Below are 15,863 nucleotides of genomic sequence, written 5' to 3'. Positions count from 1 at the left end.
AATTATAAGGTGGTAAAGATATATAAAATTTTAAATGTTCAAAGAGAAATTAGCGTTTTGTAGAATTGCGCTCTACCAAACCAGTCTCAATTATGATCGTTTCAAAAGGCTCATCTTCAGAATCATCATTCTCCAATTTCTTTATAAGCAATCGGGCTGCCTGTGCACCCATTTCTTCTCCATGCTGATTAATAGTGGTTAAACTTGGAATAAATCTTTTGGAAAGCTCTCCATCTGTAAATGCAATTACCGAAACATCCTTTGGAACATCTAAGCCTTGTTCCTTAAAGGCTTTTATGGCATAAATCGCAAAATGCTCATTCACGGCAAAGACTGCATCCATGGATTTATCACTTAAAAATCTGCTTATTTCTTCTTCACTTTCGTCAAAGTCATCCACCTTTAAGATCAAAGATTCATTTAGCTCTATATTGTTTTCAGATAATGCTTCTAAATACCCCTGAGTTCTAAGCTTTCCAACACTTACGTAATCTATGGTACTTATTAGACCTATATTTTTACAGCCTTTGTCTACTAAAAACTGAACTGCTTTTTTAGCACCCAAGGTATCATCAATAATTACCTTATCGCAATTAATTTCTTCTATAACCCTATCAAACATTACCAAAGGCATCCCCTGTTCTATTACCTCTGTTAAATGGTGGTAGTCTCTTTTTTGCTGAGTTTCCTTTGCTACTGAAAGAATGAATCCATCTGTACTCCCATTCGCCAAGATTTCCATATTTATCACTTCTTTATCGAAGGAATTATTGGAGGTGCAAATTATTACATGATAGCCCTTTTCATTGGCTACTTGCTCTATTCCGCTTATCACAGTAGTAAAATAATGATGTACGATCTCAGGAATAATTACTCCAATGGTTTTTGATTTCCTGTTCTTTAAGCTTAGTGCTATATTATTTGGCTTGTAATTATACAACTTAGCAAAGGCCTTTATTTTTTGACGGGTATCCTCACTAATTTCAGCACTATCACGCAAAGCTTTAGAAACGGTAGAAATTGAAACGTCCAACTCTTTGGCAATTAATTTAAGGGTTAATCTTTTTTTCATAGGGTATTAATAGTAGGACGTGGTAGTTTCTTGTAATCTACAACAAAATTACAAAAAACCGCTTAATTCAATTAAATACAAAAGTTGTCAACACGAAAACGTTTTCGTGGTGGTCATCAAGCAAATACGCAAGAAATTAACATATCGTTTACATACATTTAACCCCAGGAAGTGATAATATACAGTTAAATTTTATTTAAATCAATCAAATTATTTATGGAAAAATTACTTAAAAGTTCGTTGTTTTTGCTGTTAATGCTACCGATGAGCTTTTTTGCCCAACAAAGCGTAAGCGGTACTGTCACTGAAAGTGCAACCGGATTACCAGTGCCCGGGGTGAATATAATCGTAAAGGGAACTAATAATGGAACAATTACCGATTTTGATGGTAATTACACTTTAACTAGTGTTGAAAGCGAAAACGTTTTAGTATTCTCCTTTTTAGGATTTACTACTAAAGAAGTTGCATATAGTGGACGAGCTGTTGTAAATGTTCAGTTAGACGAGAGCGAGAATGCTTTGGACGAGATAGTAGTAATAGGATATGGAACAGTTAAGAAATCTGATGCTACCGGTGCAGTAACTTCAATCACTCCTAAAGAATTTAATAAAGGAGCTGTAGTAGCTGCCGATCAACTTATCCAAGGAAAAGTTGCCGGGATTCAAGTTATTAACGGTGGTGGATCTCCAGGTGAAGGAGCACAAATTAGAATTAGAAGTGGATCTTCTTTAAATGCAAATAATGACCCATTATACGTTATAGATGGCGTACCAACTGATAATGGTGGTATTAGAGGAGGAAGAAACCCTTTAGCGAACATCAACCAAAATGACATTGCATCGATTAACATCCTTAAGGATGCATCTGCAACTGCTATTTACGGAGTAAGAGCTTCTAATGGGGTGGTAATAATCACCACCAAAAGAGGTAATACTGGTGAACTAAAAGTTAATTATAATTCTAGTTATGCTTATTCTACTATAGATGAAACTGCAGATGTCCTTTCAGCTAATCAATTTCGAGATTTTGTGACAGAAAATGGAAATGATGCTCAGATTGGCTTAGTAGGAGAGGCTAATACCAATTGGCAAGATTTGATCTACCAAGATTCATATGGTACAGATCAAAACGTATCTGTTTCTGGTGGTCAAGATTTTTACACTTTTAGAGCTTCCGCCGGTTATTCTAATTACGATGGTATTCTAAAGAGGGATCAATTCGAAAGAACAACATTCTCTGCTGCTTTAACTTTTAAGTTTTTAGAAGATCATTTAAAGGTAGACATCAATAACAACACTTCACTAGTAGAGAATAACTATAGTAATAGAGGCGCGATTGGAGCCGCTGTTTATTTCGATCCCACACAAGCTCCTACTGTAGATGATCAAACTTATGGGGGATACTTTAGATGGACTCAGGCAAACGGAGATTTAGATCCATTAGCCCCGGCTAACCCATTGGCACTTTTAAATCAAACTACTAATTTGGGAAGATCTTTTAGAAGTATTGGAAATATTCAATTTGACTATAAATTACAGTTCTTCCCAGAATTAAAAGCAGTGCTTAACTTAGGATATGACAATTCTGTAGGTAGAAATTATGGATTCCAAGATCCTGAATTTACAAATCCAGATCAAGATGGCTCTTCTTATAATGATAGAGATGAAAAGAAAAACAAATTGATGGATGCTTACCTTAATTATAATAAGAATTTTGAAAGCATAAATACCTTAGTAGATTTTACTGGTGGTTATAACTACCAAGATTTCACCTACCCTACGAGTTTTGTAAGAGATAATGGTGCGGGGGTTTTGGTTACAATTAATAATGAAACTAGATTAAATTTACAATCTTTCTTCGGTCGTGTTAATTTTACTCATAACAATAAATATTTACTAACTGCATCCTTAAGAAGAGATGCTACTTCCAGGTTTATTGAAGAAAACAGATGGGGAAATTTCCCTTCAGCTGCCTTAGGTTGGAAAGTACATGAAGAGAATTTCTTAAAAGATAGCAATATTATTAGTGAATTTAAGCTAAGAGCTAGTTGGGGTATAACAGGACAACAATCTGTTGGAGACATATACCCATCAGTAGCATTATACCAGACTGGAACAAGTACTGCCGGTTACCAATTTGGAGACCGATTTGTACAAACTCTTAGACCTCAGCCCTATAACCCTAACTTAGTTTGGGAAGAAACTGAATCAAGGAACTTAGGTTTAGATTTTGGTTTTTTCAATGGTAGAATTGATGGAACTATAGATGCTTACCAAAGAACTACAGACGATCTTATAGTTTTCACAAACAACCCTCAGGGGGTAGGCTTTTCTAATGCAGACGATTATAATATTGGATCTCTAGAGAATAAAGGTTTAGAGATTGGTACTAATATGTATCCAATTAGAAATCAGAATATGCAATGGAGAGTTGGTGGAAACATAACCTTTCAGGAATCTAAGATCACAAAGTTAACATTAGTTACCGACCCTAATTATACTGGGATAGATGTTGGTGGTATTTCAGGAGGGACTGGAAACACTATACAAAATCATCAAGTTGGTTTTGCGCCAAGTTCGTTCTTTGTTTTTGAACAAGCATATGATGCAGCAGGACAGCCTTTGGGTGGTGTGTATGTAGATAGAAATAAAGATGGAATTGTAAACTCTAATGATAAATATAGATTTAGAAAACCTGCTTCAGATGTTTACTACGGTTTCAATACAGATTTTAATTACAATAACTTCTCTTTTAACATGGCTTGGAGAGGTAGTTGGGGTAATTATAATTATAATAATGTGGATTCTGGTGCTGGGTTTGAAAACAATATTCTGGTATTTGACACCTTCATCAATAATGGGGTAACTAGTTTATTAGACACCGGATTCGAAGAGGCTCAATATTTATCAGATTATTACATTCAAGATGCTGCATTTCTAAAGCTGGACAATGCTACTATCGGTTATACTTTTAATGAGTTTTTAACTGAAAATACTTCATTGACTTTAACAGCAACTGGACAAAACCTACTCACAATTACAGATTACAAAGGGATTGACCCTGAGACATATGGGATTGATAATAATATTTATCCAAGACCAAGAACTTTTGTTTTAGGATTAAATCTTAATTTTTAATATTACAAGACTATGAAAAAATTAAAGTATACTATTTTAAAACTGGCACTATCTATTTTTGCAGTAACAATGGTTTCTTGTACTGCAGATCTTGATCAGTCCAACCCGAACAGTGAAAGCTTACTTTCTGCTGAAGAGGTTTTTCAAGAGCCAGATTCTTATATCAGGTTTTTAGCTAAACTTTACGCTGGACTAGCAACTACGGGTCAAGAAGGACCTTCAGGTAATCCCGATATTACAGGAATAGATGAAGGAGAAAGCCAGTATGTTAGAGGATTATGGGTGATGCAAGAGCTTACCACAGATGAAGCTATTATTGCTTGGAATGATAAAACTATTAAGGATTTTCATTATCAAACATGGACTTCTAGTGATCTTTTTATAAATGCAACTTTTAGTAGATTGGATTTTCAAGTAAAGAATTGTAATGAATTCTTACGTCAAACTACAGAAGATAAATTACAATCTCGCGGATTGTCTGCCTCAGAAATTGAAGATATTCAGGGATACAGAGCAGAAGCTAGATATCTAAGAGCCTTGAGTTATTGGCATTTCTTAGATCTATTCGGATCTGTTGGTTTAGTTACAGAGAATGACCCAACAGATTTCTTTTTGCCAGAACAAGCCTCTAGACAACAATTATTCGAATTTGTTGAAACAGAATTAATTGCTGCCGCTGAAGCTTTACCAGAGGTTGGAACTAATGAGTATCCAAGAGCAGATAAAGGTGCTGCATGGATGGTTTTGAGTAAGCTATACATGAATGCTGAAGTTTATACTGGAACTCCTAGATATACAGATGCTATCACTTATTTAACAAAGATTAATACTGCTGGTTACCTGCTACATAATAACTATGAGGAATTATTTTTAGCAGATAACAACATGAATGGATCTCAAAATGAATTTATCTTCTCTGTAGCTTTCGATGGAATTAATACGCAAACTTACGGAGGAACCACTTTCCTTACCCACGCACCAGTAGGTGGAACTATGGATCCTGATGAGTTTGGGATAAACGGAGGTTGGGCAGGTATTAGAACTACTTCTGCTTTAGTAAACAAATTCCAAATGGACCTAGATTCTAGAGAGCAGTTCTATACAGATGGTCAATCCTTAGAGATTGAAGATGTAGGATCATTTACAGATGGATACGCTATCTCAAAATGGAAAAATGTAGATGTAAATGGAAATCCTGGATCTGATTCTAATGGAAACTTTGTAGATATTGATTTTCCAATGTTCCGTTTAGCCGATGCCTATTTAATGTATGCCGAAGCATTTTTAAGAGGTGGAGGTGGAAATTCTGCAGATGCCTTAAGCTATGTAAATATGATTAGAACAAGAGCATTTGGTGGTACTTCACAAAATATTAGCAGTGGAAGATTAACTTTAGATTTTATTCTAGAAGAAAGAGCAAGAGAATTACATTGGGAAGGACATAGAAGAACAGACCTTATAAGATTCGGTAAATTCACCGGAGGTTCTTATATCTGGCCTTGGAAAGGAAATGTACCAAATGGTGCCCCAACTCCTAGTTTCAGAAATCTTTTCCCTATTCCAGCGAACGCAATTGCAGGAAACCCAAAACTTCAACAAAACCCAGGTTATTAATTAAGATAAAATAATATAAAATGAAAACTATAAAAAGTTTATTAGTCCTTTTTAGTGCAATTCTTATTACATCTTGTTCTACAGACGATGTAGAGGATCGCCCAGTGATCGAAGCCATTGATGCTCCGGTACTTGTTTCTCCAAATAACGGAGCTATTTATAATTTAAATGTTGAAAACAAAGCTAGCCTTGCAGAAAGATTTGTGTGGTCTGATGCAAATTTTGGTGGTGATGTAGAGATCAACTATGCCATAGAAATGGATATTGCTGGTAACGAGTTTGCTAGTCCTGTCGTACTTGGTTCAGTAAACAGTGAAAATCAATTAGCTGTAAGTGTAGAGACCTTAAATAGTGCAGCACTTTCTTTAGGTGCAGAGCCTTTTGCTGCTGTTCCTTACGAAGTTCGGGTTAAAGCAAGTGTTGGTGAAATGGAAATGCTTAGCAATAGCACTCCTATTACCGTTTCTGCTTACACCACAGAAGCTCCTAAAGTATATGTAGTTGGAAGTTTCTTAGCTGATAGTGGATATGGTGACAACTGGACTCCAGCAAATGCAGTTCCTTTAGCTGCAGCAGGATTTGGTGAAACCAATTTTGAAGGGTTCGTGAACATTGCACAAGAAAATGCTGAATTCAAAATCCTACCAACAAATACTAGTTTTGACGGTGATTTTGGGGATACTGGAGAAAACAATGGTGATTTCTCAGGAACTATAGAGCAAACCGATGAAGTAAATGCTGGAACTCCAGATAGATCTGCTGGATACTACTTTGTAAAAGTAGATACTGAGGCCTTAACTTATTCATTAGATAAAACTTCTTGGGCTGTTACTGGAGCTGCAACTCCTAATGGATGGCCTGGTGATGATCCAATTGCTACTGCAGATCAAGACATGACCTATAATTCTGATACCAAAATCTGGGAGATAGATGTAGATCTTACTGCCGATGAGTATAAATTTAGAGCTAATGATGATTGGGCTTATAACATCGGAAAAGATAATAATGATGATGGTTTCTTAAATTTTGGGGGAGATAATTTCAAAGTAGACACTGCAGGTAACTACCATATAGAATTGGATCTTAGTAATCCTAGAGAATATACCATGACAATTACAATGAACTAAAAAAGTTTAAAGGGCTGTAAATTTTACAGCCCTTTTTTATATACTATGAAAAAAATAAAATTCATATACTTAATTGCTTTCGCTCTATTGTTAGGATTTGCTTCCTGCTCTAAAGATGATGATCCAAGCAAGGAAGCCCCTACCCCAAATCCAACAGGTCCACAAGCTCTCAATTTAGAGAATTATAAAAACGGATCTGGAGTGATGATGCAAACCTTTTATTGGGATGTAGAACCTCGCGGAGAATGGTGGAACAAACTAAATAGCAAAATTGAAGGTTGGGCAGATGCCGGAATAGATAGACTTTGGTTGCCAGTGGTAAGCAAAGGACAATCTGGTAGCAGCTCTATGGGATATGATCCTTCAGATTATTTCGACTTTGGTAATTTCAATCAACACGGAACTACAGAAACGAGATTTGGAAGTCGCACTGAATTAGAGAATTTGATCTCCAATGCTCACGACAATAATCTTGAAGTTATTGCTGATATCGTACTAAACCATAATTCTGGTGGCGGAGCGGAGTATAATCCATATAGAGATAAACAAACCTTTACCAATTTTGATGAGCAAAATGGGAATGCTTCCGGATTATTCAATAGATCTTTTGAAGATTTTCATCCCAACAGCACGCACGAAAGTGATGCTGGCGATTTGTTTTTTTGCAGAACAGGATCTATGTCATGACCAAGAACGCGTTCAAAACTGGTTGTGGAAAGATGCCAATTCTGTAGCGAAATATTACAAAAATGTAATGAAATTCGATGGTTGGAGATTCGATTACGTAAAAGGTTTTGAACCTTGGGTAATCAAAGAATGGATGGCTTCAGTTGGTGGTTTTGCCGTTGGTGAATTTTGGGATGGCTATGGGCCTGCTCTTGAGCAATTCGTAAAGGATTCAGGAATCGATGCTTTTGATTTCGCCTGTTTTTATAAAATGGATGAAGCTTTCGATAGAAATAAAGATCTCACCTATTTAAATAAGGACATGTTACGTAAGACTATGCCAGATAATGCGGTTACGTTTGTTGCAAATCATGACACTGAAAAGGACAGCAATCAGGACAACAATATTTCTTATGCAAATAAAATGAAAGCCTACGCGTATATTTTAACGCACGATGGCTATCCTACCATGTTCTATTCAGATTTTGAGAACGCAAGCTTTCAGAAAGAATTAAAACAATTAATGCTACTTCATAATACATTAGCTACTGGAAGTGTAGAAATACTTCATATAGATAAGGATGAATATATTATGAAGCGAGGCGGAAATGGTACAAATCCAGGTTTAGTTTTGTATATAAATATTGCCAATACCAAACAAAGAAGAGAAATAACTACTTCTTGGAATGGTAAACAGATTATGGATTACAGTTCTAATACTTCATTTTCGCAAACAGTGGGAGCAGATGGCACAGTGAGTTTAGAAGCTCCTGCTAATTCTTATAGCATCTACTCCATTATGGAGTAAGTTGATAAATTATTTATAATGCAAAGGCCAGATGAATTATTATCTGGCCTTTTTTAATTGTATTAATCTTTTACTAAATTGAATTTGTATGAGATCTTATTTAAATATGTTTCACCAGCATTTAGAATACTAGAAGGGAAATTTGAATGATTTGGAGCATCTGGAAAGTTCTGTGCTTCCAAGCAAAAAGACGGAAACTTCTTACTTATTTTGGTATTATATTCCCAATGATCTGGTAATTGCACTGGTATAAAAGTTACTACCGCTGACTGATTGGTTTTTAAGATCATCTCAATTTTAGATTTAGATGAATAAATTCTTGCGGCAATATTATTATGTTGATTCAACACATAAGTATCGTCCACATTAATATTTTTAATCCTTTTGGAAACTAAAAAGTCCTTCTCTTCTGAAATCAGATCTCTTATTACTCCAGTTGGTCTTAATTTGGAATCTACCTCGAGAATTTTAGGAGCATTGATTTGTAATTTGTGATCCTTGACACTCCCTTCTCCATTTAAATTGAAGTAGGTGTGATTGGTAAGATTTATTATTGTTTGCTTATCACTTTTAGCAGTGTACTCTATTTTTAATTCATTCTCTTCAGTAAGCGTATAGAAAACCTCAACATTTAAATTTCCGGGATAACCTTCCTCTCCATCTTTAGAAGAACAGCTTAGTCTAATAGAAGGATTTGCACCTTTTGTTTGAGATATCATATCCCAAACCTTTTGCTGCAGCCCTTTCTTACCTCCATGTAAATGCACTCCATTCTTTTGAAACAGTTTTAAAGCTTTTCCATCAAGTATAAACTCTCCTTCAGAAATTCTTCCTGCATACCTCCCTATAGAAGCTCCAAAACACATATTTTTTTGCCGGTATTCCTCATTTACGTAATCTTCTTTATTCTTTGGGCCAACCACAACATTTATCAAATTTCCTTCTGCATCTTTAATTTTTAGGCTGAAGATCGTAGCGCCTAAATTCAGAATTTCTAAAGTGGTTTTAGCTGCATTTGTAAGTTTATATAATTGAAGATCTTCTGTAAACATGAAAATTATTTCTGAGTCAAATAAAAATTTAAAGGAACTTCAAAGATCGGAATTATTTACTTCTGAATATTTCGCTTTGACCAACAGATCTTCTTATTATTTGTTTAATACTTTAAAAACCCAAGTGATTGCTCACTCAGGGTTTAATTGAAATGTTTTTGATTATTCAGAAACTCAGGGAATAAAATCCTCAATGAGGATGAGGAATTAAATTCTAGGTAGATCTCCTTCTCCTTTAAGAGGTAGTTCTGAAGTGCCCATTAAATATTTATCTACATAATACGCAGCCTCACGTCCTTCTGAAATTGCCCAAACTATTAAAGATTGCCCCCGTCTCATATCTCCGGCTACAAAAATTCCGGGTACATTGCTCTGATAATCGTTGACAGATGCATGAATATTGGTTCTGGCATCCATCTTTAACCCTAGTTGTTCTGCCAAAGTTGTTTCACTCCCTGTAAAACCCAAAGCCAACAAAGCAAGATCACAATCCCATCGTTTATCTGTCCCGGGAATTTCCTCTAACAGAGGTCTTTCTCCTAGTTTATGAGTCCATTCTACCTCTGTGGTGATCAAGCCAACAAGGTTACCTTGTGCATCCCCCAAAAACTCTTTGGTAGAAATACTCCATTCTCTTTCAGCACCTTCAGCGTGAGAAGAAGTTGTTCTAAGCTTCATTGGCCAATATGGCCAAGGCTGATCTGCTGTGCGATCTACGGAAGCTTTTTTCAAAATTTCGAAGTTAAGAACGCTTTCTGCTCCTTGCCGGAATGATGTTCCAATACAATCGCTTCCCGTATCTCCTCCCCCAATAACAACTACATTTTTGCCTTTAGCTGAAATTTCATTTTCAGAAAATTTAAGCCCGTCTACTCTTCTGTTATTTTGGGAAAGAAAGTCCATCGCTTGATGTACTCCTTTTAAATGCGCACCTTTAATTGGTAATTGCCTGTTAATCGTGGCACCTCCACAAAGCACAATTGAATCATGATTTAATTTCACCTCCTCTATAGCAATATTCTTGCCTACATGAGCATTAGTTATAAATTTAATACCTTCCTGCTCCAAGACTTCCAGACGACGATCTATGACATTTTTCTCCATCTTAAAATCTGGGATTCCATAACGAAGTAAGCCCCCAACTTTCTCATCTCTTTCATAAACCGTCACCTCATGTCCAGCTCTATTTAGTTGTTGTGCTGCAGCTAATCCGGCCGGTCCAGACCCAATAACTGCTACTTTTTTTCCGGTTCTATGCTCTGGAATTTGAGGCTTCACCCAGCCATTTTTAAAGGCTTCTTCAGCAATGTTCTTCTCTATATTTTCTATAGTTACCGGATCTTCGTTGATGTTAAGCACACATGCTTCTTCACATGGAGCGGGACATAATCTTCCTGTAAACTCCGGAAAGTTGTTGGTACCATGTAAAATCTCGGCTGCTTTTTGCCATTTACCCTGGTAAACCGCATCATTAAAATCTGGAATTAGATTACCTAAAGGACATCCACTATGGCAAAAAGGAATACCACAATCCATACATCTGGCTCCCTGATCTTTTAATTCAGACTCTTTTAGCTTTACCGTAAATTCTTTATAATTCTCAACTCTTTTTTCAACCGGTTCATAATCTTCTGACTTACTTTTGAATTCTAAGAATCCTGTTATCTTTCCCATTATCTTACTCCGTTATATCTGTTAATTTTTCCTCTTCCAGCCTTATCAATGCCAGTCTATATTCTTCAGGAAGTACTTTCACGAATTTACTCAGACTGGTTTCCCAGTTCTCTAAAATTCTTTGAGCATGCCTGCTTTGTGTATAATTGTAATGATTGGTAATCAATAGATGTAATTGCTCCTGATCTTCACTTTCAGTAACTGGCTCCAAGTTTAGATCGCTTAAATTGCAATTCTTTTTAAACGAATCATTTTCATCAAAAACATATGCAATTCCTCCACTCATACCTGCTCCAAAGTTCCTTCCTGTTTCACCTAGAATAACAGCAACTCCTCCGGTCATATATTCACAACCATGATCTCCAATTCCTTCAACTACAGCCTGGGCTCCACTATTTCTCACACAAAAACGCTCTCCTGCCATGCCGTTAAAATATGCTTCCCCCTCTATGGCGCCGTATAAAGCAACATTACCAATAATGATATTTTTCTCCGCTTGTAGCGTGGATTCTTCTGGGATCTTTACAATTATTCTACCTCCAGAAAGTCCTTTCCCTACATAATCATTGGCATTACCATCTATTTTTAAAGTTAAACCTCGGGTTGCGAATGCTCCAAAACTTTGACCGGCAGCACCTTTAAAATTGATCTTTAAAGTATTGTCAGGCAAGCCCTGTTCTCCATAGATCTTAGAAATCTCATTGCTTAAGATAGCACCTACAGCTCTGTCTGTATTATGAATTTCAAGATCCAATATTGTCTTTTCTTTTCTAAATAGAGCGGTATGTGCCAACTCGATAATTTCAAAATCAATAGATTTTTCCAGTTGATGATCTTGAGATCCTGTATTGTAAATATCTACACCTTTTGGAGTTTCAATTTTATGAAGAATCGGAGAAAGGTCGATTCCTGCTGCTTTAAAATGATCAATTGCTTTATTTCTATTCAATTTATACACCTGACCCACCATTTCATCTACAGTTCTAAAACCTAATTGTGCCATGATCTCTCTTAATTCTTCAGCAATAAAATACATGTAGTTCACTACGTGCTCTGGTTTACCCTTAAATTTCTTTCTTAAGTCTGGATTTTGAGTAGCAATACCAACCGGGCATGTATTTAAATGGCAAACTCTCATCATTATACATCCTGAAGCTACCAGCGGGGCTGTTGCAAAACCAAATTCTTCGGCACCTAAAAGACAAGCTACAGCTACATCTCTCCCGGTTTTTAACTGTCCGTCACATTCAAGTCTTATTCTGCTTCTAAGATCATTTAATACCAAAGTTTGCTGAGCTTCAGCAATTCCTAATTCCCAAGGTAAGCCTGCGTGCCTAAGTGATGTCAAAGGAGCGGCACCGGTACCACCATCATATCCTGAAATTAAAATCACGTCTGCCTTAGCCTTAGCAACTCCAGCAGCCACGGTTCCAACCCCGACTTCAGAAACCAGTTTTACGTTTATTCTAGCTGCTCTGTTAGCTGATTTTAGATCGTAAATCAATTGTGCCAGATCTTCAATAGAATAAATATCGTGATGAGGTGGCGGCGAAATAAGACCTACATAGGGCGTACTATTCCTGGTCTTAGCAATAAATTTATTCACTTTAGATCCTGGCAAATGCCCTCCCTCTCCTGGCTTCGCACCTTGAGCCATCTTGATCTGAATTTCGGTGGCATTGGTAAGATAATTACTTGAAACTCCAAATCTTCCTGAAGCCACTTGCTTTATAGCACTATTTGCCCAATCTCCATTGGCGTTCTTATAAAATCTGTTAGAATCTTCTCCTCCTTCTCCACTATTGCTCTTTCCTCCTATTCTATTCATCGCAATAGCAAGATTCTCATGAGCTTCTTTACTTATGGAACCATAAGACATAGCGCCGGTTTTAAACCTTTTTACGATCTTTGTCCAGGGCTCCACTTCAGCTAACGGAATAGGATCATAATTTGAGAATTCAAACATTCCTCTAATAGTCATTAACTGTTTAGACTGCTCATTAACAAGTGCCGCATATTCTTTATAGGTTGCTGGATTGTTGGTCCTCACAGATTCCTGCAATTTTGCAATGCTAATTGGATTAAACATATGCTTTTCACCATTTCTTCTCCAACGGTAATCACCTCCTATTTCCATTCCTATAGAACCAGGGATGTTTCTCTCTTTAAATGTCCTTAAATGTCTTTTTGCTACTTCTTTTTCTACTTCGTACAAGCCAATACCTTCAATTCTACTTGGGGTGTTTGGAAAGTATTTGTCTATTAGTGGAGAGTTAAGTCCTAAAGCTTCAAATAACTGAGATCCTCTGTAAGAATTAAGGGTGGAAATACCTATCTTATTCATGATCTTCACTACACCTTTTCCAACTGCCTTGTTATAATTCTCTACAGCATCAACAAAACCAATATTATTAAGATTTTTTTCTTCAATTTGCTCTTGAATGATCTCATTTACTAAATATGGATTGATAGCACTCGCTCCATATCCAAATAACAAGGCAAAATGATGCACCTCTCTAGGTTCCGCAGACTCTATGATAAAACTTATTTTAGACCTTTTTCCCAATTTAAACAAGCCATTATTTAAATAAGAACAAGCTAATAAAGCTGGTATTGGAGCCATTTCTTTATTCACACCTCTATCTGAAAGTATCAATATTGAATAAGCCTGATCAATTTTTTCTGAAGCAGTTCTCAACATAATTTCAAGCGCCTCTTCCAATCCGTTCAGCCCTTTTTCGGCTTTATATAAAATAGGAATGCTCACCGACTTAAAATCTGGATGCTCAAAATATTTGATCTTATCCAGATCTTCTTTTGAAATTACCGGATTATGAATCATGATCTTTTTACAGTAATGTGGAGAAACCTCCATTAAATTTGAATCTCTTCCTAAAGTAAGACTAAGGTCTGTGATCAACTCTTCCCGAATACCATCTAAAGGAGGATTGGTAACCTGAGCGAACATTTGTTTGAAGTAATTGTACATTAATTGTGGCCTTTCAGATAGTACCGCCAAAGGGGTATCTGTTCCCATAGATCCAATAGGTTCTTTTGCTTGACCAGCCATCGGTAAGATTATAGTTTCTATATCTTCTTCTGTATATCCAAAAATATTTTTTCTTAAGTTGATTGGAGTTTTTTCAATTTCTAAAGCCTCACTTCTGTATGGAATCTCCTTTAGGTGAATTCTGTTTTGTGACAGCCATTTTTTATAATCATGATTTCCAGCTATTCTTTCCTTGATCTCTTCATCGTTTATAATTCTGCCTTCTTTCATATTTACCAAGAACATACGCCCTGGCTGTAACCTTCCGTGATAGGCAATATTCTCTGGTTTTAGATCCAGCACTCCTGTTTCTGAAGACATAATAACGTAATCGTCTTTGGTTACAGAATATCTTGAAGGTCTTAAACCATTTCTATCCAGCACTGCACCTATATAATCTCCATCTGTAAATGGTACCGAAGCTGGCCCATCCCAAGGTTCCATGATACAACTATTAAATTCATAGAAAGATTTTTTGGTTTCACTCATTTCCTTATGCTTTTCCCAGGCTTCAGGGATCAACATCATCATGATCTCAGGGAGCGATCTACCAGACATTAGCAATAATTCTACAACCATATCCATAGATGCAGAATCTGATTTTCCTTTTAATATTATAGGAAATAGCTCTTTTAATTCATCATCAAAAAGATCACTTTTCAATAACTCCTCTCTACTTCTCATTCTGGCAATATTCCCTCTCAAGGTGTTTATCTCACCATTGTGGCACATATACCTAAAAGGTTGGGCCAGATCCCAGGTTGGAAAAGTATTGGTAGAGAATCTTTGATGTACCAGCGCGAGTCTTGTAACTACCGTTGGATCTAAGAGATCTTTATAGTAGAACTTGATATCTTCTGGCATTAAAAGCCCTTTAAAAATGAGGGTTTTAGTTGAAAGACTTGGCAAGTAAAAATATGCACTTTCAGATAATTTTGATTTTAAGATGATATGCTCTGTTACCTTTCTGGCAGCAAAAAGTTGGATCTGAAATTTTTGATCTCCAAGTCCGTCTTCAGGTTTACCAACAAATATTTGCTCTATAAAAGGCTCTACTTCTGCAGCGATGGCTCCAAGGTGTTCATTATCTACCGGAACTTTTCTCCAGCCCAATAAAACCAATCCTTTAAGTATAAGTTGCTCTTCAAAAATCTTTTTACAATATTCACGTTGATTTAACTTTCTGGGCAAGAACACATTTCCCATGGCATATTCGCGAGATTCCGGAATTTCAAAATCGCAATTCTCTACAAAAAAATCATGCGGTATATCTATTAAAATTCCCGCTCCATCGCCGGTTTTTCCATCACTACTTACAGCACCTCGATGCTCTAACTTTTCTAAAATTTCTAAAGCCTTATGTATAATATCATTAGATTTCTTTCCTTTCAGATTGCATATAAACCCCGCACCGCAATTTTCATGTTCAAATTCGGGTGAATATAATCCCTGTTTCTCTTTCATATTTTCTTCAATTTTTCATCTTTATTCTTCCTAAAGTAAAGAATAAACTCAATATTGAATAATATTTAATAAACTGATTTCTACATTTAATACTTTCTTAAAATATCAATTTTTTAATATGAAATTCATAATTAAAAACCTCTTTTTTACCAAATCTGCAACAAATTTATCGTCTCTTTTTCCTAAAAATGACTTTTTA

The 15,863-nt window shown here is 36.1% G+C and carries 7 protein-coding genes and 1 pseudogene; 4 read left to right on the top strand and 4 right to left on the bottom strand.

Going from position 1 to position 15,863, the window contains the following annotated elements; genetic code table 11:
• Window positions 1–49 precede the first annotated feature (49 nt).
• Window positions 50–1,072 carry a LacI family DNA-binding transcriptional regulator gene (locus H033_RS0108760; RefSeq protein ID WP_026837975.1) on the bottom strand — a complete coding sequence of 341 codons (1,023 nt, stop codon included), beginning with the start codon at window positions 1,070–1,072 and terminating at the stop codon, window positions 50–52.
• Between the two features lie 216 nt (window positions 1,073–1,288).
• Between H033_RS0108760 and H033_RS0108755 the strand changes: the two genes are divergently transcribed.
• The 4 genes and pseudogenes from H033_RS0108755 to H033_RS22485 all read left to right on the top strand — a co-directional run bounded on the left by H033_RS0108755 (window position 1,289) and on the right by H033_RS22485 (window position 8,425).
• A complete protein-coding gene (locus H033_RS0108755; protein ID WP_026837974.1) occupies window positions 1,289–4,210 on the top strand; it encodes a SusC/RagA family TonB-linked outer membrane protein in 2,922 nt (973 codons plus the stop codon).
• Between the two features lie 12 nt (window positions 4,211–4,222).
• A complete protein-coding gene (locus H033_RS0108750) occupies window positions 4,223–5,824 on the top strand; it encodes a RagB/SusD family nutrient uptake outer membrane protein (protein WP_026837973.1) in 1,602 nt (533 codons plus the stop codon).
• Between the two features lie 20 nt (window positions 5,825–5,844).
• Entirely contained in the window at window positions 5,845–6,951 is a 1,107-nt protein-coding gene (locus tag H033_RS0108745) for a SusE domain-containing protein (protein WP_026837972.1), read from the top strand.
• A 45-nt stretch (window positions 6,952–6,996) separates the two neighbouring features.
• Window positions 6,997–8,425: pseudogene (locus H033_RS22485) on the top strand (alpha-amylase).
• Between the two features lie 62 nt (window positions 8,426–8,487).
• On the opposite strand, the gene H033_RS0108735 reads toward H033_RS22485, so the two are convergent.
• From H033_RS0108735 to gltB, 3 genes are all read right to left on the bottom strand, one after another.
• Window positions 8,488–9,477: an aldose epimerase family protein gene (locus tag H033_RS0108735; protein ID WP_034886173.1), complete on the bottom strand. Its 990-nt coding sequence runs from the start codon at window positions 9,475–9,477 to the stop codon at window positions 8,488–8,490.
• A 207-nt stretch (window positions 9,478–9,684) separates the two neighbouring features.
• On the bottom strand, window positions 9,685–11,151 hold the full coding sequence (locus H033_RS0108725) for a glutamate synthase subunit beta (RefSeq protein ID WP_026837970.1): 1,467 nt from the start codon (window positions 11,149–11,151) through the stop codon (window positions 9,685–9,687).
• Between the two features lie 4 nt (window positions 11,152–11,155).
• Window positions 11,156–15,664: a glutamate synthase large subunit gene (gltB, locus tag H033_RS0108720; protein WP_026837969.1), complete on the bottom strand. Its 4,509-nt coding sequence runs from the start codon at window positions 15,662–15,664 to the stop codon at window positions 11,156–11,158.
• Window positions 15,665–15,863: the final 199 nt, after the last annotated feature.

Origin of the sequence: Gillisia sp. JM1, from assembly GCF_000424645.1 — a bacterium.
Taxonomy (GTDB): Bacteria; Bacteroidota; Bacteroidia; order Flavobacteriales; family Flavobacteriaceae; genus Gillisia.
The sequence above is the reverse complement of the archived record's forward strand: the minus strand, read 5'-3'. Positions and strand labels throughout refer to the sequence as shown.

Excerpts from the sequence above, each read along its gene's own strand:
- H033_RS0108760 (WP_026837975.1), bottom strand. The coding sequence starts at position 1,072 with ATGAAAAAAAGATTAACCCTTAAATTAATTGCCAAAGAGTTGGACGTT.
- H033_RS0108755 (WP_026837974.1), top strand. The coding sequence starts at position 1,289 with ATGGAAAAATTACTTAAAAGTTCGTTGTTTTTGCTGTTAATGCTACCG.
- H033_RS0108750 (WP_026837973.1), top strand. The coding sequence starts at position 4,223 with ATGAAAAAATTAAAGTATACTATTTTAAAACTGGCACTATCTATTTTT.
- H033_RS0108745 (WP_026837972.1), top strand. The coding sequence starts at position 5,845 with ATGAAAACTATAAAAAGTTTATTAGTCCTTTTTAGTGCAATTCTTATT.
- H033_RS0108735 (WP_034886173.1), bottom strand. The coding sequence starts at position 9,477 with ATGTTTACAGAAGATCTTCAATTATATAAACTTACAAATGCAGCTAAA.
- H033_RS0108725 (WP_026837970.1), bottom strand. The coding sequence starts at position 11,151 with ATGGGAAAGATAACAGGATTCTTAGAATTCAAAAGTAAGTCAGAAGAT.
- gltB (WP_026837969.1), bottom strand. The coding sequence starts at position 15,664 with ATGAAAGAGAAACAGGGATTATATTCACCCGAATTTGAACATGAAAAT.